The organism is Pseudomonas karstica (assembly GCF_009707515.1).
GTDB classification, from domain to species: Bacteria; Pseudomonadota; Gammaproteobacteria; order Pseudomonadales; family Pseudomonadaceae; genus Aquipseudomonas; species Aquipseudomonas karstica.
This window is the reverse complement of the sequence record NZ_WLYI01000024.1, coordinates 1-18,298: the sequence shown is the minus strand read 5'-3', so window position 1 is coordinate 18,298 and position 18,298 is coordinate 1. Positions and strand designations below refer to the sequence as shown.

13 protein-coding genes are annotated in these 18,298 nt (G+C 58.6%); 7 read left to right on the top strand and 6 right to left on the bottom strand.

The genetic code is table 11. The features are described from left to right. The first annotated feature begins 42 nt into the window (after positions 1-42). The gene (locus GIR22_RS17410) at positions 43-384 is read left to right on the top strand and encodes a zinc ribbon domain-containing protein YjdM (protein ID WP_178122328.1); all 342 of its coding nucleotides are present in this window, start codon (positions 43-45) and stop codon (positions 382-384) included. Between the two features lie 196 nt (positions 385-580). Continuing rightward, a complete protein-coding gene (locus GIR22_RS17405; RefSeq protein WP_038443494.1) occupies positions 581-838 on the top strand; it encodes a PA4570 family protein in 258 nt (85 codons plus the stop codon). 135 nt (positions 839-973) lie between these two features. On the opposite strand, the gene bamJ is transcribed toward GIR22_RS17405, so the two are convergent. Continuing rightward, positions 974-1,591 carry a BamJ family beta-barrel-assembly machinery protein gene (gene bamJ / locus GIR22_RS17400; protein ID WP_154744547.1) on the bottom strand — a complete coding sequence of 206 codons (618 nt, stop codon included), beginning with the start codon at positions 1,589-1,591 and terminating at the stop codon, positions 974-976. Between the two features lie 148 nt (positions 1,592-1,739). Further along, the gene (locus GIR22_RS17395) at positions 1,740-2,228 is read right to left on the bottom strand and encodes a TIGR00645 family protein (RefSeq protein WP_154744546.1); all 489 of its coding nucleotides are present in this window, start codon (positions 2,226-2,228) and stop codon (positions 1,740-1,742) included. A gap of 166 nt (positions 2,229-2,394) precedes the next feature. Between GIR22_RS17395 and GIR22_RS17390 the strand changes: the two genes are divergently transcribed. Continuing rightward, on the top strand, positions 2,395-4,227 hold the full coding sequence (locus GIR22_RS17390; RefSeq protein ID WP_154744545.1) for a hypothetical protein: 1,833 nt from the start codon (positions 2,395-2,397) through the stop codon (positions 4,225-4,227). A gap of 25 nt (positions 4,228-4,252) precedes the next feature. On the opposite strand, the gene GIR22_RS17385 is transcribed toward GIR22_RS17390, so the two are convergent. Both GIR22_RS17385 and GIR22_RS17380 read right to left on the bottom strand, forming a co-directional pair. Further along, the gene (locus GIR22_RS17385) at positions 4,253-4,579 is read right to left on the bottom strand and encodes a PA4575 family protein (protein ID WP_154744544.1); all 327 of its coding nucleotides are present in this window, start codon (positions 4,577-4,579) and stop codon (positions 4,253-4,255) included. Between the two features lie 238 nt (positions 4,580-4,817). After that, complete coding sequence (locus tag GIR22_RS17380; protein WP_154744543.1) at positions 4,818-7,256, bottom strand: Lon protease family protein; 2,439 nt, start codon at positions 7,254-7,256, stop codon at positions 4,818-4,820. A gap of 266 nt (positions 7,257-7,522) precedes the next feature. Between GIR22_RS17380 and GIR22_RS17375 the strand changes: the two genes are divergently transcribed. The 3 genes from GIR22_RS17375 (at position 7,523) to GIR22_RS17365 (ending at position 10,605) form a co-directional block, all read left to right on the top strand. Beyond that, positions 7,523-8,011, top strand: coding sequence for a DUF3015 domain-containing protein (locus GIR22_RS17375; protein ID WP_154744542.1), 489 nt, complete (start codon positions 7,523-7,525; stop codon positions 8,009-8,011). A 103-nt stretch (positions 8,012-8,114) separates the two neighbouring features. Then, on the top strand, positions 8,115-9,968 hold the full coding sequence (locus GIR22_RS17370; RefSeq protein WP_154744541.1) for an Lnb N-terminal periplasmic domain-containing protein: 1,854 nt from the start codon (positions 8,115-8,117) through the stop codon (positions 9,966-9,968). Between the two features lie 139 nt (positions 9,969-10,107). Continuing rightward, the gene (locus GIR22_RS17365; protein ID WP_154744540.1) at positions 10,108-10,605 is read left to right on the top strand and encodes a GreA/GreB family elongation factor; all 498 of its coding nucleotides are present in this window, start codon (positions 10,108-10,110) and stop codon (positions 10,603-10,605) included. Here the strand turns inward: GIR22_RS17365 and gdhA are convergent. Together gdhA and ettA are read right to left on the bottom strand one after the other, a co-directional pair. Further along, positions 10,602-11,939: an NADP-specific glutamate dehydrogenase gene (gdhA, locus tag GIR22_RS17360; RefSeq protein ID WP_154744539.1), complete on the bottom strand. Its 1,338-nt coding sequence runs from the start codon at positions 11,937-11,939 to the stop codon at positions 10,602-10,604. The genes GIR22_RS17365 and gdhA overlap by 4 nt on opposite strands. 402 nt (positions 11,940-12,341) lie before the next feature. Beyond that, the gene (gene ettA, locus GIR22_RS17355) at positions 12,342-14,006 is read right to left on the bottom strand and encodes an energy-dependent translational throttle protein EttA (RefSeq protein WP_154744538.1); all 1,665 of its coding nucleotides are present in this window, start codon (positions 14,004-14,006) and stop codon (positions 12,342-12,344) included. Positions 14,007-14,291: 285 nt separating this feature from the next. On the opposite strand from ettA, the gene GIR22_RS17350 reads away from it, so the two are divergent. Further along, positions 14,292-18,170 (top strand): sensor domain-containing protein, encoded by a 3,879-nt coding sequence (locus GIR22_RS17350; RefSeq protein WP_154744537.1) that lies wholly within the window; start codon positions 14,292-14,294, stop codon positions 18,168-18,170. Positions 18,171-18,298: the final 128 nt, after the last annotated feature.

The following is an 18,298-nucleotide window of genomic DNA, read 5'->3' as shown; positions in this document are numbered from 1 at the left end:
TAATGTGCGCTTTTTAGCCATCCTGAACCTCAAGGAGCCTTAGTGAGCACGTTGCCACCCTGCCCGAAATGCAACTCCGAATACACCTATGAAGACGGCGCACAGCTGATCTGCCCGGAATGCGCCCATGAGTGGTCCATTGGCAACGAAGCCGAGGCTGCCAGTGATGAAGCCGTGAAAAAAGACTCCGTCGGGAACGCTCTACAGGACGGCGACACCATCACCGTGATCAAGGACCTCAAGGTCAAGGGCACGTCGCTGGTAGTCAAGGTCGGCACCAAGGTCAAGAACATCCGCCTGTGTGATGGCGACCACGATATCGATTGCAAGATCGACGGTATCGGGCCGATGAAACTCAAGTCCGAGTTCGTCCGGAAAGTCTGATATTCCTGCCTCCATCTCGTGCCCTGCACGGGATGGCGCTTCACCTTCCCCGCAACGCCCCCCCCAATAGCAAAAGGCCAAGCCTTTTGCTCGAAAACAATACCGCCTTCAGAAAAACCAGAAAACCGCCAATAGGCACTTGCTATTCGATGAATAAGAATTATTCTCATTGAAACCCATCAAGGAGATGTGACCCATGACTTATTTGATCGATGCCTGGCTGGACCGTCCACATCCTTACCTGCGGATCCTCCATCGGGAAACCGGGGAAGTCTGTGCGGTGCTGGAAGAAGAAGCCTTGAATGAACTGCAGGATCAGGGCGACCTGGACGTCAATGGCTTGAGTTCCAGTGAGCCTGGCGTGTTGAAGGAGGTGGTGCGTAACTTGTTCCTGTTCTGCTATGCCCGAGCGTTGCGCCCGGTGACGGAACTCAATGGCAAGTTTCACCCATGAGCAACCCTGAAAAAACCTGTAGGAGCGAGCGTGCTCGCGAAGAACTCAAGAACAACGCGCGGTTCCAGAATGTGCGCGTTATCGTTGACGATCTTCGCAAGCAAGCTCGCTCCTACAGGTAACCAGCAGCAGGTCTTACAGAACGTCGAGCAGTTCGACGTCAAATACCAGAGCGCTGTGCGGCGGAATGCTACCAACGCCTTGTGCACCGTAAGCCAGTTCGCTCGGCACATACAGGCGCCATTTACTGCCGGCATTCATCAGTTGCAGGGCTTCGGTCCAGCCAGCGATCACGCCGCCAACCGGGAATTCTGCAGGTTGGCCACGCTCGTAAGAGCTGTCGAAGACAGTACCGTCGATCAGAGTGCCATGGTAGTGGGTACGCACCTGATCTTCACGCGCAGGCTTGGCACCTTCACCTTGGGTCAGTACTTCGAATTGCAGGCCGGAAGCCAGAGTGGTGACGCCTTCACGCTTGGCGTTTTCAGCCAGGAAAGCCAGGCCTTCACCCGCAGCCGCTTCAGCCTTTGCAGCCACTTCGGCTTGCATGATCTCGCGGATCACTTTGAAGCTGGCAGCCATTTGTTCTTGGTCAACACGGCTTGGCTTGCCGGCAAAAGCGTCGGTCAGGCCAACCAGGATGGCGTCCAGGCTTACACCCGGCGGCGGGTTGTCGCGCAGTTGGTCGCCCAACTGGCGGCCAATACCGTAGCTGACGCGGGTTTCGTCGGTGGACAGGTTAACTTCGGACATGAAAGGGCTCCGCTGTAGGACAACCTCAGAAAACCTGCAGGAGCGCAGGGTTCTGCATGTCGTCCAAACTAAAAGGGCGAGCAGCCTAGCACACAAGCCCCGCCCTTGATGAGCCCTGCGCCCTACGCCGGAGGGCGCCAGGCGGCAATCAATGCTTGGTCAGTTTATCCAGGTAACCCATGGCGAACGCCGAGATCACGAAGGTCATGTGGATAATCACGTACCACATCAGGTGCTGAGGATCGACGTTCTTGGCATCCATGAAGATGCGCAACAGATGGATAGAGGAAATCGCCACGATGGAAGCTGCCACCTTCATCTTCAACGACGAAGAATCCATGGTGCCCAGCCAGTTGAGCTTTTCCTTGCTGTCGTCGATGTCCAGTTGCGAGACAAAGTTCTCGTAGCCGGAAATCATCACCATCACCAGCAAGCCGCCGACCAGGGCCATGTCGATCAACGACAACAGCACGAGGATCAGCTCGGACTCAGCCATCGAGAAGACACTCGGCAGCAGGTGAATCACTTCCTGAAAGAACTTCAGCGCCAGCGCCAGCAAGCCGAGGGACAGGCCGAAGTAGATCGGCGCCAACAGCCAGCGTGAGGCGTACATTGCATTTTCGATAAAACGTTCCATTGAATCTCACACAGCTTGGCCAGAAATGGCGGCGAGTATATCAGCCGCGCCCAAGGGCCAGGAACTGCCGAGAAAACTGATCTGCACCGCATCTGTTAAAGAGTTTTTCTGCTAGTGTCGAGGTCATCAACTCGGCTCGATGATGTCGGATAGGAAGACTCGGATAATGGATGCGCGATCCCTTTTGGCCTGCCTTGGCCTGTGCGTGGCGTTGCTGATGGGCAGCGGCTGCTCTCCCAGCGATGAGCAGAAGCAGACCAGCCTCGAAGAGCGCACCGCCAAATTCGAACAGTCCCTGGATGCCATTCAGGACCCCCGGCTCAAGGAGGCCGTGGCCGACCTCGGCGGCTCGCTGCTATTGCTGGAGCGGGCTCGGGTCAAGCTCAGCACCAAGCCCATCGAGACCGAATACAGCGAAAACCGCCTGGCGCTGTTCAAGCACTATCCCACGCCCCAGGCGCTGGTAGACACCTATATCAATGGTCTATTTGTCCTGCGCAAGGCTTCCAACTCCGACTACCTGACAGACCTGCAGCCGGTCTTCCCCTTCAGCTTCAACCTGCCTGACCCGTTCCCCTTCCCCATTGGCCTGGAATGGCAATCGGTGACCTTGAGCAATAACAAGGTCATCCCCTTCCAGCCAGAATGGTCGGAAACCGATCCCGGCATACAGTTGAGTCCCACCAGTTCCAACCTGACCAACCCGGATGACCTGACGGTGAGCTACCCGTTCATCGAAGGCATCGAGACCGACAACAAGAGCCAGCCGCAACCCGTCACTCTCAAGGGCCAGATTGAAGTGATCGCACCGCGCAAGGTCTTCACCTTCGACCTGTCGAAAAAGGACGTGGGCCACAAGCGCACCGAAGAAAACATCACCGTCACCCTGCTGGCCCTGGAAAAGAACTACGCCGAGATCGAACTGACCAACAGCGCTCCGCTGGCAGCGGACGTCGGTGACGAGCCCCCCAACCCGCTGCTGGTGCAGGCCCGGGACACTACTGGGCAATTTCTATCGCGCTCAGGCTCGATCAACGAAAACGCCACGCAACTGGCGTTCTATGAGAAACAACTGGCCGCAATGCAGAAGCAGAAAACCTGGTCCGACACCTTTGAGAAACGACTGGAAGACGAACAGGATGCTTTCGAACACCAACAGAGCCATTACACCAAGCTGTACTTCAATGGCCTGATCGATAATGTGCAGGTCAGCGTACTCGACTTCTCCCAAGCCACGACCACCCGCAAGGACCTGGAACTGCCGATACGCCGCTTCGACAAGAGCAGCCTGGAAAAAACCGTGCAAAGCCTGCCCATGCCAGTGACGGTGCATGACGACCAGTTGGCCACCTGGCTCAAGGACGCCACGCTTTCCAGGGAGCAGCTGAAAAACAGCGTCAGCATCAGCCAGTCAGTAGAAGACGCCAGTGCAGCACGTATCGAGTTCGATCACCCCTTCACGTTCAACGACGACTTGCTGGGCAATACGCGCAACAGCAACAGAGCACCCGTCACCTTCTTCACCTCCGATGACGAGGGCAAGCGTGGCGAGCCGATCGAACTGCCGGACGAGGCTTTCGAAGTCGATCCGGTCCGCGGCACCATCACCTATGATCTCAATCTGTTCCCCGACAACCCAGCCTTTGCGGTGGGCTCTATCCCGCTGTTCCTGGCGACCATTGAACAAGGCACGCTCAACGCCGGGCAACTGCCCAAGGGGCTGGAGCTGCAGGGCAATGCGTTGGTGGTCGACCAACAGCTATTTCCTTCCGATAGCTGGCGCTTTTTTGCCAAGGACGCCAGCGGCGACTATTTGAAAGAAATCCTTGCCGTTAGTCACCGCGGCGAGGAATACGGCCCGGTGCTGTTTGATGTGCACTACTTCTATGGTCAGCCGACTCTGCTGGAAACCTACCAGCGCAACGACCTGAGCACAGTGGAGTATGGGTTTGAGGTGAAGCTGGACAAGCCCGAGGCCGCGCCCGCGACCCAGCCATAAGCAGGGCTTCTGACCGCTCCTGCGCTTATCGGATATCGCTGAGCACCCGCTGCCGACCACCATTGAGCTGGCGTAAGTGCGCCTGCATGTGCAAGCACCAGGTTTGCGGATCATCGGCCAACTGATAGCCATGCAGGCTCAGGCTTTCCACGATGGATTCAAGGATGGTTTCAGCGACGAACGGCCCATGAAACGGGCCCTGGGACTTGATGGTCGAGGGCTGCTCGCCGGTCATCCCGGCGGCAAACAACAAGGTCCACATACCGGTATCCCCCGCAAGCGGGCGAATGGAACATTCGATCCGGGTGACCAAGCCCAGGCAATGGCGGGTGAGGCAAAGGTTGCGCGTCATGTCGGCACCCCTCGGTAGATCCAGTATTCAGCCTCCAGAGGCGAGACTATTGCGATCCAGCGACTCCTGTTGATTTCCCTTGAACTGAGAATAGAAGAAAACCGCTATAAACCAAGGCGGCAGAGACCAACGGGTACTGCTGTAGCTGCTGCCAAGGTACGAGGCTGCGATGCGTGTCCGCAGGACCGCCCCTTGGGGCCAGCCCCTCGCAGCCTCATGCCTCGGCAGCGGCTACCACTCAGCTCGGTTTAGCCTCGGCCAACGCCTGTAGCGCCAACTCCTTCTCAGCCTCCTTGAGGTCATCCTCACTGATCATCTCGGCAATCGCCCGCAGACGCTCCACCACCCGTGCATTGACACTACCTTCCGGAAACTCCCCCTGCTCGTTCGGCTCACCGGCTGGCTCACCCACCAGCAAGCTGAGTGCTTCATCCGCCTGGCGCACGGCGTAGACATGGAACAATCCCGCTCGCACGGCCTGCAACACCTTCTCATCAAGCATCAACGTCGCAACGTTGGCCTGGGGAATGATCGCCCCTTGCTCACCGGTCAGGCCACGCGCCTCGCACAGGCGGAAGAAGCCTTCGATCTTCTCGTTGACCCCACCCACTGCCTGCACTTCACCAAACTGGTTGATGGAACCGGTGATGGCAAAACATTGCTTGAGTGGGGTCTTCGACAGGGCCGAAATCAAGGTGCACGCTTCGCCCAGTGACGCACTGTCACCGTCGACATAACCGTAAGACTGCTCCAGAGCGATGCTCGCCGAGATTGCCAACGGAAACTCCTGGGCATAGCGACTGCCCAGGTACCCGGTGAGGATCATCACGCCCTTGGAGTGAATCGGTTGCCCAAGATTGACTTCGCGCTCGATATCAACGATGCCACTGCCACCCGGGTATACCGTGGCAGAAATCCGCGCAGGTACACCAAAGGCGGAATCACCCACTTCCAGCACCGTCAGCCCGTTGCACTTACCCACCGCAGCGCCGGCGGTATCGATCAGGATGACTCCGGCGAGCATGTCATCGAGAATCCGCGCCGAAACCCGCCCGGTGCGCGTGGCCTTGGCCTTGAGCGCGCGCTCGATATGCCCGGCATCGGTCCGTTCATCCCCCGCCAGGTGACGGATGAAGTCCGCCTCGCTGACCAGTTGGAACAGATCACCGATCCGCGCCGACAAACGCCCCTGATTCTCAGCCAAGCGTGCGCTGTACGTGGCCAGCCGCGCTACCGCATCAGAGGTCAATGGCGCCATGCCCTCTTCCGAGGTGCGGGTTTTCAGCAACTGGGCGAACTGCTCCAGGCTTTCATCGACCATCGGGATATCTTCATCGAAATCCACCAGCACCCTGAACATCTCCTGGAAGTCCGGATCCAGGTCTTGCAGCGTGTAGTACAGCGAGCGGGCGCCGATAATAATGACCTTGACCTGCAACGGAATCACTTGCGGGCTCAGGGTTACGGTCGCCAGGCGGCCCAATTCACCCAACGGTGATTCCATCTTCAGCTTGCGCGACTGCAGGGCGCGTTTGAGCGCGTCCCAGACAAAAGGCTCGCTGAGCATTTTTTCCGCTTCAAGGATCAGGAAGCCGCCGTTGGCGCGGTGCAAGGCACCCGGGCGCAACTGCCGATAAGTGGTGTACAGCGCGCCCTGGTCAGTGCTGTATTCGATCCGGCCGAACAGGTTGTCGTAGGTCGGATGAGGCTCGAACACCACCGGCGCACCACCGTTGACCGGATGGCCGACCACCAGGCTCGGGCAATACTGCTCTTCCAACAGCTTGCGTGCCTGGGCATCGGTTTTTGCGTCGTCCACCAACTGCTCAACCACCGTTTTCAGCAGGTAGACCTGCATGGCTTGCAGGTAACCGCAAACGCCGGCGTTCTCCGCGTACTTCTCCGACAGCGGCGCCAGCAACGGTTGCAAGGCCAGGGTGATGGTTTCTTCGTTGAACTGACGCAGTTGGTTATTGGACTCACGCTTCCACTGGGGAAGGCTGGCCAGCTCCTCGTTGAGACGCTCTTCCAGCTCGGAGATATCGGCGTGAAAACGCTCGCGATCGGTTTCCGGCAGTTGCGAGAACTCAGCCTCGTCCAGCGCCTTGCCATCCAGCATGGGGGTAAACGCAATGTTGGAGCTGTCACGGTACAGCGCCACGTCCTTTTCCAGGGCCAGGCGCTCGATCACATCCAGGGCACGGTCATACCGCTGGTTGAAAGCACGGTCGATGGCGCTTTTACGCTGTTGATAAGTGGGGTGCTCAAAAACCGCTGGAAAAGTCGCCACCAGGTTATCGATCAGGCCGTTGATATCGGCAATGAACGCCGCTGCGCCCCCTGAAGGCAACTCCAGCGCACGCGGCTCCCGAGGCTCGTCGAAATTATTGACGTAGACCCAGTCCGCCGGAGTCTGCAGGCGTTTACCTTCGGCCTTGAGGTAGCGTTTGACGAACGAAAAGCGCCCGGTACCAGGCTCCCCCATGACAAATACGTTGTAACCGGGGCGTGGCATAGCCACACCGAACTGCAAGGCTTCGACCGCACGTTCCTGGCCAAGCACACCGCGAAAGGGCTCCAAATCATTGGTAGTCGAGAAGCTGAACTGTTCAGCGGAGAAGGGACGAGTCAGCGCTTCGGGCGCTAGACGCAAGCTGGCAGTAACAGGATCAGGCATCGGGCTTCCTTACATCAAGCAGGGCAGATGACGGCATTCTGGCGCCGGGTATGGTTGCCTGGCAAGGCACGACTTAGGGAAAACATATGTACAAGAAGCATCCTACAAAAAAACAAGACCAGGCTGATTGTTTTACAAAAAATCACGGAACCCTTAGATCGTGCCTAAACTCCAAATTGCGCGGGTTGGATTAATAACCGACCCCTAGGGTGCTGCGAGGCACCTGAACCCTTGTCCATTGGTTTGCACACAAAGAGAACAAAGCTATGAAACGGATCCTTCTCGGTACTCTCTTCACCGTCGTCTCCCTCAATGCAATGGCTGAAGCGCCAGGTGGCCCGAACTGCGGTTGGGGCAACATGCTATTCGAAGGCCAGCGCGGCACTCCTGCCCACTTCCTGGCTTCCACCACCAACGGCACCTCTGGCAACGCCACTTTCGGCATGACCTCGGGCACCAACGGTTGTAGCACCAACAGCGCCCTGTCCTACGGCGGCAAGTCGTGGATTGCCATGAATGGCATGATGAACGAGCTGTCCGAAGACATGGCTAAAGGTAACGGCGAAGCGCTGACTACCTATGCCGTAGTTCTAGGCGTTGCGCCTGAAGATCGCGAGCATTTCGCAGCGGTCACTCATGAGCATTTCCAACAAATTTTCAGCAAAGCTGACGTGACCGCAGAGGACGTGCATACCAACACCATCGCAGTCCTGAAAAGCGACGCCCGCCTGGCAAAATACACAACCCAGGCTTAAGCTCGAGCCACCCGCGCCTTTCGAGGCGCGGGTTTTATTTTTTGCAGCGGCCCGCCTCGCCCCTACTTCGGGCGTGTTTTTTATTCCGACTTAAGTTGCCCCTATGCTCAAACGCCTTGCCTGCCTGGCTCTTTTCGCCTGCGCCCCGCTGCATGCGGCGCCGCACCTTGATGATCAACGTTTGCAGCAATTGGCCAACGACCCGTTCTGGCTATCCCTGGGGCACTACGAAGCCGGCAAGCTCAAAGGCTGGCGCAGCTATGTCAGCGACAAGAAATTCTTCCTCGCAGAAGAAGGTCCCCACCATCCGGACGCGGAGCTCAAGGCTACCGTACAGGCACTTTACGCCCCCGCCAGTCTCGGCGAAAAACAGGCCCAATGCGTTTACCCGGCGCGTACCCGCTGGCTCAAGGATCAGTTGCAACTGACTGACCTGCCGGCCGTGGACTGTAAAGAATTCAAACAATGGTTCAAGGACGTCGCGCCCCACAGTGCCGTGATGATTTTCCCGGCGGCCTACCTCAACAGCCCGTCGTCGATGTTCGGCCATACCTTGCTGCGTATCGACCAGGCTGACGTACAGAGCAACAATACCGCCCTGCTCAGCTATGCCATCAATTTCGGCGCCTATATCGAAGGCTCGGACAACAGCATCCTTTACGCCTGGAAAGGCCTGATGGGCGGCTATCCCGGCCTGTTTGCCCTGGTGCCTTACCAGGAAAAGCTCTCGGAATACCGCAGCCTCGAGAACCGCGACCTGTGGGAATACCGGCTAAACCTGACCCAGGTCGAGACCGAGCGCATGGTCGAACACGTGTGGGAGCTCAAGCAGATCCAGTTCGACTATTTTTTCTTTGATGAAAACTGCTCCTACCGGCTGCTGGAACTGTTGCAGGTGGCTCGACCGGGCCTGCGGCTGACCGAGCAGTTCCCCCTGACCGCCATTCCTACCGATACGGTCAAGGCGGTGAAAGACGCGGGCCTGGTGGAGAAGATCGATTACCGGCCCTCCCGCGAGCGCGAGCTGCTGGAGCGCGCCAGGCCGCTGGATAACGATGAACAACAATGGGTGCTGAAAGTCAGCGACGACCAGAAGCAGTTACAGGAGCCGACCTTCAAGGCCATCGCCAAAGACCGCCAGGCCCTGATCATCGACGCCGCCTACCGCCTCGGCCGTTACCGCGCCAACGGTCTGGAGCGCGATACAGAGCGCTCCCAACGCAGCTTCGAACTGCTGCGGGCGATCAATCAGAACCCGGCGCCGGACCTGAAAATCGAACGTCCCGGCCTACCCGAAAACGGCCATGAGTCTCGCACCTGGCAAGCCGGCATCGGCACCCGTGGCGACAAGGCCTTCGGCGAATACGGCCTGCGTATGGCTTACCACGACCTCAACGACAACGCCGAAGGCTTCCCCCTGGGTGCGCAGATCGAAATCCTGCAGATGAAACTGCGCCAGTACGAAGGTAACCACTGGCAGTTGCAACAACTGGACTTGGCGACCATTCGCTCACTGACACCGCGCAATGAACTCTTGCAGCCATTGTCCTGGCAAGTCACCGGCGGGCTTGAACGCGTGCCGGGCAAACACGATGACGAAACCCTGGTCAGCCACGTCAACGGCGGTGCCGGCGGTACCTGGCAACTGCGCGACGACATGCTCGGCTTCGCCCTGGGCACCGTGCGGGTGGAGCACAACAGTGACTTCGACGAATTCATCTCCCCCGCGGTCGGCTTCAATACCGGCGTACTGTGGAAAAATCCGCTGGGTAACTTCAGCCTGGAAGCTAAGGGCGACTTCTTCACCAATGGCGAAGTGCGGCGTAGTATCAGCCTGAATCAGCAGTGGGAACTGTCACGCAACCTCGGCCTGCGCCTCAGTGCCCAGCGGGAGTTCAGCCACTTGGCCACGCCGGTGAATGAGGTGATGCTTGAAGTGAAGTGGTATCACTACTAATAAATCAAGAGCCTCCAAAGCGGCACTCCTTTGCTGCGCGTGGGAACGAACACCCATCGCTCGCAATAGGTCGCTTTCAGACATCCATCAAAACTAAACGCCTGCGACCATGGCCCAAACTCCATAGCAGGAGAATCTCATGAGTCGAGCTTTCGTCAACGAAGACAGCGCCGCTGCCCAGGCCAGCCAGCCGGTGGAGCGCCAGGTCAGTGCGCAACCCAATCACCTCACGGCCCAGGGGCTTGCGCAGTTGCACGCCAAGGTGGCCCTGTTACAACAGGAGCACGACGAAGAGTCCGCCAAGGGCGAGCAGGCCGATAAACAACGCCAAGCCGATCTTGAGCGGGATTTGCGTTACTTCAACCAGCGCCTGCAAAGTGCCTTGGTGGTGGCCCCGGCAACCTCCACCGATAAGGTGCAGATCGGCAGTTGGGTGACTTTTGCCAATGAACAAGATGAGGAGCAGCGCATTCAACTGGTGGGTGAAGACCAGGCGGATGCCCCCGCGGGCCTGATCAACTGGGGCTCGCCCTTGGGCCGGGCGTTGCTGGGTGCCCAAGTAGGCGACGAGGTGCTGTGGAAGCGCCCCATCGGCGACCAGTTGATCGAGGTCCTGCGCATAGAGCCCGAGGTTTAAACGATGCCCTGGGCGAGCATCGCATCCGCCACTTTCACAAAGCCTGCGATATTCGCGCCCTTGACGTAGTTGATCCGGCCATTTTCTTCGCCATAGTGCACGCAAGCATGGTGGATCGATTGCATGATGTGATGCAGCTTGCTGTCCACTTCACCGGCGGTCCACAGCAAGCGCATGGCGTTCTGCGACATTTCCAGGCCACTCACTGCCACGCCGCCAGCGTTGGAAGCCTTGCCCGGAGCGAACAGGATGCCTGCGTCGATAAAGATATCCACAGCCTCAAGAGTGGTGGGCATGTTGGCACCTTCGGCCACGCACACGCAGCCATTGCGCAACAGCGTGCGCGCGGCTTCGGCGTCCAGTTCGTTCTGGGTGGCGCATGGCAGGGCAATGTCGCAGACCAGTTCCCACGGCGCTTTACCGGCACGGAACTCCAGGCCGAAACGCCCGGCCAACTCGCTGATGCGGCCGCGCTGGGTGTTTTTGAGCACCATCAACGCTGACCATTGCTCCTCGGTGAGACCGCTTTCGCAGTACAGGGTGCCTTCAGAGTCGGACAGGGAAATCACCTTGCCGCCCAGGTCCATGACCTTGCGAGCCGCGTATTGAGCGACATTGCCGGAACCGGAGATGGCTACGCGCTTGCCCTCCACTCGCAACCCTTGGCGCTTGAGCATTTCTTCAGCGAAATACACACAGCCAAAACCGGTGGCCTCCGGGCGAATCAGGCTGCCGCCATAGGTCATGCCCTTGCCGGTGAGTACCGAGGTGAACTGGTTGCTCAGGCGCTTGTACTGACCAAACAGGAAGCCGATCTCCCGGGCCCCGACACCGATATCACCGGCCGGTACATCCACGTCCGCACCGATATGGCGATACAACTCACTCATGAAGGCCTGGCAGAAGCGCATGACTTCGGCGTCGCTCTTGCCCTTGGGGTCAAAGTCCGAACCGCCCTTGCCGCCCCCCATGGGCAGCGACGTCAGGGAGTTCTTGAAGGTTTGTTCAAAGGCGAGGAATTTCAGCACACCCAGGTTTACCGACGGGTGGAAGCGCAGGCCACCTTTATAGGGGCCGATGGCGCTGTTCATCTGGATGCGAAACCCGCGATTGACCTGCACCTTGCCTTGGTCATCGACCCAGGACACCCGAAATACAATGGCGCGCTCCGGCTCGCAAATCCGCTCCAGAATACCCGAGCTCAGGTAGTGGGTATTAGCCTCAAGAAACGGCCACAAACTACGTAGGACCTCTTCTACCGCCTGGTGGAACTCCGGTTGGTCCGGGTCGCGTTTTTTGAGACGGGCAAGGAAGGATTCAACGGATTCAATCATGAAAAATCTCGGGAAATTTATTGTCATTAAGGAGTATTTGAACCGGACTTTAGCAATTCATGTCGCACCACGACAGAACAAAATGTCGCATTTGTGAATTTAAAAGGTGCAATAAGTATAAATAAATTGAATTTTATGGGGATTTTGCACTTAAACAGGGAGGTAAGTTGAGAGCAATGCACCAGCATGAAACAACCTGGTGACCGCTTACTTCGCGTGGGAATGCCGGCCAAGACACTTCACGCTCCACCAGTCGGCGCATGGCTCAAGTACTGCGTAATGGTGACGCGGAGCGTCACAGGATGCATTCCCACGCAGAGCGTGGGAACGATCAAAGTGTGGGAACGAGCGTGCAAAAAAACGGAGCCCGAAGGCTCCGCGTTTTCAAACCAGCACCCTATATCAGGCCAGTTTTTTGTGCCGTACACGGTGCGGCTGGGCAGCTGCTTCGCCCAAACGCTTCTTGCGATCCGCTTCGTACTCGGTGTAGTTGCCTTCGAAGAACACTGCTTGGGAGTCGTCTTCGTACGCCAGGATGTGGGTCGCGACGCGGTCAAGGAACCACCGATCGTGAGAGATCACAATGGCGGCGCCCGGGAAGTCCAGCAAGGCTTCTTCCAGGGAACGCAGGGTTTCCACGTCGAGGTCGTTGGACGGTTCATCGAGCAACAGGACGTTGCCGCCCTCTTTCAAGGTCAGGGCCAGGTGCAAGCGACCGCGCTCACCACCGGACAGGTCCTTGACGAACTTCTGCTGGTCGCCGCCCTTGAAGTTGAAACGGCCGACGTAGGTACGCGACGGAATTTCATAGTTGCCGATACGGATCTGGTCAGAGCCGTCGGAAATCTGCTGGAACACGGTTTTGCTGCCGTCGAGGTCGTCACGGCTCTGGTCAACACAGGCCAACTGCACGGTTTCGCCGACTTCGATGGTGCCAGAGTCCGGTTGTTCCTTGCCCATCAGCATGCGAAACAGCGTGGACTTACCCGCACCGTTACCGCCGATCACGCCAACAATGGCGCCTTTAGGCATGGAGAACGACAGGTTGTCGATCAGCACGCGATCGCCGTAGCCCTTGGAGACGTTCTTGAATTCGATGACCTTGTCACCCAGGCGCGGACCAGCCGGGATGTAGATTTCATTGGTCTCGCTGCGCTTCTGGAATTCCTGGGACTGCATTTCCTCGAAGCGTTGCAGACGGGCCTTGGATTTCGACTGACGCGCCTTGGCGCCTTTTCGTACCCATTCCAGTTCGTCTTTCATGGCCTTTTCATGGGCCGACTGCTGCTTGGATTCAGCGGCCAGGCGGTCGGACTTGGCTTCCAGCCAACCGGAGTAGTTACCCTCGTAAGGGATACCGGCGCCACGGTCGAGTTCCAGGATCCAGCCCGCGACGTTGTCCAGGAAGTAACGGTCGTGCGTGATCGCAACCACAGTGCCCGGGAAGTCGTGGAGGAAATGTTCCAGCCAGGCGACAGAGTCGGCGTCCAGGTGGTTGGTCGGCTCGTCGAGCAGCAGCATGTCCGGGGCGGACAGCAGCAGGCGGCACAAGGCCACGCGACGTTTTTCACCACCGGACAGGTGCTCGACCTTGGCGTCCCACGCCGGCAGGCGCAGCGCATCGGCGGCCACTTCCAGTTGGCGCTCCAGGTTGTGGCCGTCGCTGGCCTGCAAGATGGCTTCGAGCTTGGCTTGTTCAGCGGCCAACTTGTCGAAGTCGGCATCCGGTTCGGCGTAGGCTGCGTAGACCTCGTCCAGGCGAGCCTGGGCGTTCTTGATCACGCTGACCGCTTCCTCGACCACTTCACGCACGGTCTTGGCCGGGTCCAGGATCGGTTCCTGCGGCAGGTAGCCGATGTTCAGGTCGGGCATCGGGCGGGCTTCGCCGTCGAACTCGGTGTCGACGCCGGCCATGATTTTCAACAGTGTGGACTTACCCGAACCGTTAAGACCGAGCACGCCGATCTTGGCGCCGGGGAAGAAAGACAGCGAAATATTTTTCAGGATTTCCCGCTTCGGCGGAACTACTTTTCCCAGCCGATGCATGGTGAATACGTATTGAGCCATGGTGAACCTAGCGTCAGTAACTGATGAATTAAGCGGGCGAAGCCCGTGCCAGGCCATGCGCGGCGCGGGCCGTTGACGATGATCAATGCCTGCGTGCGGAAAAAGCCTGATTGTCTGGGGCTGGAACGCCCTCGCGTAACCGGCAAAGCTACCTGAATGCGTGTGGGCAGTCCAGCCAAGCAGAGCTGGCACTTTGCCACAACACAAGGCATGCTAGCCGCCCTCCGGGCGCCCGGCTTATAGTGCTCGTCACGCGCCAGTCCAGCCAAACCGCAGGATTACAGCTTGCCCAACGCCACACAGCCTACTCCTCTGCGCGCAGCTCATATTGCGCCGGGAGCGCCCCTGTACGGAACCCTCAAGGGCGCATTGGCGACGCTGGTTCTGCTGTTGCTCGCGTTATTGTTCTGGCAACTGTTGGACCAACTGCAGCAGAACCAGAAAAACCAACAGCAATACACCATCGACTACAGCGCCGACCTGGCCGAACAGATCAGCCTGAATATGGCCCTGAGTGCGCAGATCGCCCTCAACCTGCTGCCAATCGTCGAGCCACCGCGTAACACTGAACAACAGCAAGCCCTGATGCGTACCCTGCAACACTCCTTGCCGGAACTGCGCAGTGTCGCCCTGCTCGCCCCCAGCGGCGCGATAATCAGTGACAGCGCCGACGACAGCCAGGACAGCGCCTGGCTGACGGAACTGATCAAGCGCAGCCATGCCCAGTCCTATTATTTGAGCAACAACAACAACAACAACAACAACAACAACAACAACAACAACAACAACGATGGCACCGTCATCTACCTGCTGCTCAATCAGCCCAGCGGCGGGGCCAAGGTGTACTGGGCCTTGCGCCTGGCGCCCAACTACCTGGCCAATCTGACCCGCCAGGACGGCCACGGCCAACGGCCAATGTGGCTCATTGAGAATCGCTTGAACCACCGGATCGTCAGCCGTGACAACGGGGTGGCGCCCCAATGGAGCACCGCGCTGACCCCGCAGGAACTGAACCAAAGTGTGCTGATCACGCCCCTGAGTAAAAGCGACTGGCAGTTGCGCGGCCTGTTTGATCGAGCCGCGGTACTGGAGCAACTGCTGCCTGCATTTATAGGCAAATGCCTGTTGGGCCTGGCATTGTCCCTGATTCCGCTGATCGCTCTACTGAACATACGCCGCCGCCAGCGCCAGGTTCATGAAGGACGCCGCCGTTATCAGGACATTTTCGAAGGTACCGGCGTGGCCTTGTGCGTGCTCGACCTCTCGGGCCTGCAGGTGTTCTTTGACAGGGCGCACTTGCAAACCGGCAAGCAACTGCAGGACTGGCTGAGAAACAACCCGGAGCAGCGCCAGCAGCTGCTCAAGGAGTTGCGCATCACCGAAATCAACCAAGTAGCGGTGCGCCTGCTCAACGTAGCGTCCTGCGAACAGGCCTGGGAGCGGCTGATCGATGGGGCCCCGCTGAACGCCGCTGCTATCGGCTATCAACTGCTCGAAGCAGTACTGACCCAGCAAAAACAACTGGAACTGGAAATCCAGCTCAACGATATCGACGGCAATGACCAGTACCTGTGGCTGGTCATGCGCCTGCCGGAAGAACAGCGCGACTATAAGGCCGTAATCCTCAGTATCAGCGACATCACCAGCCGCAAGCTGATCGAGTTGTCCTTGGTGGAACGTGAGGGATTCTGGTCGGACGTGGTGCGCACCGTGCCCGATCACCTGTACGTGCAGGACGTGATCAGTCAGCGAATGATTTTCAGCAACCATCATCTGGGACATACCCTGGGCTATAACAAGCCCGAATTGCAGCAGATGGGCGAGTACTTCTGGGAAATCCTGCTGCACCCCGAGGATGCCGGGCATTACCATGACCTGCGCCAGCAACAACGTGAAAATGGCTACTTCAGCCAACTGCAATGCCAACTGCGCTTTCGCCACCGCAACAATCAATGGCGACGTTTCGAGATCCGCGAACAAGCCCTGGCCCAGGGCAAATCCGAGCAGGTCACACGCATCATTGGCGTGGCCAAGGACATCACCGACCAGATCGAAGCCAGCGAATCCTTGCGCGAAAGCGAACAGCGCTACCGTATGCTGGCGGAAAGCATCAGCGACGTGATTTGCTCCACCGACAGTCAATTGGCCCTCAACTACGTCAGCCCTTCGGTCAACGCAGTGTTGGGCTATGACGTGGATTGGATCTTCAAGAACGGCTGGCAATCGATCATCGCCAACCCCCAGCAATTGACCGGCATCTACACCTTGATGGAGCACGTCAGCCGCGCCCTGGGCGATCCCGAGGCGCTGGCCAGGCTACGCAACAAGGTAGAGACCCAGTTGTTTCTGTTCGATTGCCTACGGGCCGACGGGCGCAAAGTACCCATCGAGCTGCGAGTGGTGCTGGTATGGGATGAGCACGGCACCTTCGAAGGTATCCTGGGGGTGGGCCGTGACATCAGCCAGCAACGCCGCGCCGAAAAAGACCTGCGCATGGCGGCCACGGTGTTTGAGCACTCCACCTCGGCGATCCTGATCACCGACCCGGCCGGCTATATCGTCCAGGCTAACGAAGCGTTCAGCCGAGTCAGCGGTTATGCAGTGGCCGATGTGCTCGATCAACTGCCGAACCTGCTCACCGTCGACGAGCAACAAGAAGCCCACCTGCGCTATGTGCTCAAGCAACTGCACCAGCACAGCACCTGGGAAGGTGAAGTCTGGCTCAAGCGCCGTAATGGCGAGCATTACCCGGCCTGGGTGGGCATTACGGCTGTATTCGATGACGAAGGCGACCTGGCCAGCTACGTGTGTTTTTTCAGTGATATCAGCGAGCGCAAAGCCAGCGAGCAACGCATCCACCGCCTGGCTTATTACGACGCCCTGACCCACCTGCCCAACCGCACGCTGTTCCAGGACCGATTGCACACGGCCTTGCAATCGGCGGAACGGCAGAAGTCGTGGGTGGTGCTGATGTTCCTCGACCTGGACCGCTTCAAGCCGATCAACGACTCCCTGGGCCACGCCGCCGGCGACCGCATGCTCAAGGAAATGGCCACCCGCCTGCTGGGCTGCGTAGCCGAAGACGACACCGTGGCGCGTATGGGCGGCGACGAGTTCACCTTGCTCCTGCAGCCACGGGGCAGCCGGGAAATAGCATTGAACCGGGCGATCCATGTGGCCGAGCAAATCCTGGCCAGCCTGGTGACACCGTTTGTGTTGGAAGGTCGCGAGTTTTTTGTCACCGCCAGTATCGGCATCGCCTTGAGCCCCCAGGACGGCAACGAACTGAGCCAACTGATGAAAAACGCCGACACGGCCATGTACCACGCCAAGGAACGCGGCAAGAACAACTTCCAGTTCTACCAAGCCGACATGAACGCCAGCGCCCTGGAGCGCCTGGAGCTGGAAAGCGACCTGCGCCACGCCTTGGACCAGAACCAATTCGTACTCTATTACCAACCTCAGTTCAGCGGCGACGGCAAACGCCTGACTGGCGCCGAAGCCTTGCTGCGCTGGAGCCACCCGCGTCGCGGGCTGGTACCGCCAGGTGACTTCATCCCGGTGTTGGAAGAACTTGGGTTGGTGGTGGATGTGGGCGACTGGGTGATTAGCGAAGCCTGCCGCCAGCTCAAGTCCTGGCACCAGAACAAGGTGCGGGTGCCCAAGGTCTCGGTGAATATTTCCGCCCGGCAGTTCTCCGACGGCCAACTGGGCACCCGTATTGCCACCATCCTCAAGGACACTGGCCTGCCACCGGCCTGCCTGGAGCTGGAGTTGACCGAAAGTATCCTGATGCGCGAAGTCAACGAAGCGATGCAGATCCTCGCCAGCCTGAAAAACCTCGGCCTGAGCATCGCAGTAGACGACTTCGGCACCGGTTATTCATCACTGAACTATCTCAAGCAATTCCCTATCGACGTACTGAAAATCGACCGCTCGTTTGTGGATGGCCTGCCCTACGGCGAGCAGGACGCGCAGATCGCCCGGGCGATCATCGCCATGGCTCATAGCCTGAACCTGGCGGTGATCGCCGAAGGCGTGGAAACCCATGAGCAACTGGACTTCCTGCGCGAGCACGGTTGCGACGAGGTTCAAGGCTACCTGTTCGGACGGCCGATGCCGGCGAGCCAGTTTGAGGTGCAGGCGCGGTTCATGTTTGATTGATCACTTGTAGCCGCTGGCGCAGCCTGCGATCGGCTGCGCAGCAGTCGTTTGGGCCTTGGAATCGCTGAAGGTCCTGCGGCCCTTATCGCAGCCTCGTGCCTCGACAGCGGCTACAAGGACCGTCGATC

Coding starts and splice junctions, on each gene's coding strand:
- GIR22_RS17405 (WP_038443494.1), top strand. CDS start 581: ATGACTTATTTGATCGATGCCTGGCTGGACCGTCCACATCCTTACCTG.
- bamJ (WP_154744547.1), bottom strand. CDS start 1,591: ATGTCCGAAGTTAACCTGTCCACCGACGAAACCCGCGTCAGCTACGGT.
- GIR22_RS17395 (WP_154744546.1), bottom strand. CDS start 2,228: ATGGAACGTTTTATCGAAAATGCAATGTACGCCTCACGCTGGCTGTTG.
- GIR22_RS17390 (WP_154744545.1), top strand. CDS start 2,395: ATGGATGCGCGATCCCTTTTGGCCTGCCTTGGCCTGTGCGTGGCGTTG.
- GIR22_RS17385 (WP_154744544.1), bottom strand. CDS start 4,579: ATGACGCGCAACCTTTGCCTCACCCGCCATTGCCTGGGCTTGGTCACC.
- GIR22_RS17380 (WP_154744543.1), bottom strand. CDS start 7,256: ATGCCTGATCCTGTTACTGCCAGCTTGCGTCTAGCGCCCGAAGCGCTG.
- GIR22_RS17375 (WP_154744542.1), top strand. CDS start 7,523: ATGAAACGGATCCTTCTCGGTACTCTCTTCACCGTCGTCTCCCTCAAT.
- GIR22_RS17370 (WP_154744541.1), top strand. CDS start 8,115: ATGCTCAAACGCCTTGCCTGCCTGGCTCTTTTCGCCTGCGCCCCGCTG.
- GIR22_RS17365 (WP_154744540.1), top strand. CDS start 10,108: ATGAGTCGAGCTTTCGTCAACGAAGACAGCGCCGCTGCCCAGGCCAGC.
- gdhA (WP_154744539.1), bottom strand. CDS start 11,939: ATGATTGAATCCGTTGAATCCTTCCTTGCCCGTCTCAAAAAACGCGAC.
- ettA (WP_154744538.1), bottom strand. CDS start 14,006: ATGGCTCAATACGTATTCACCATGCATCGGCTGGGAAAAGTAGTTCCG.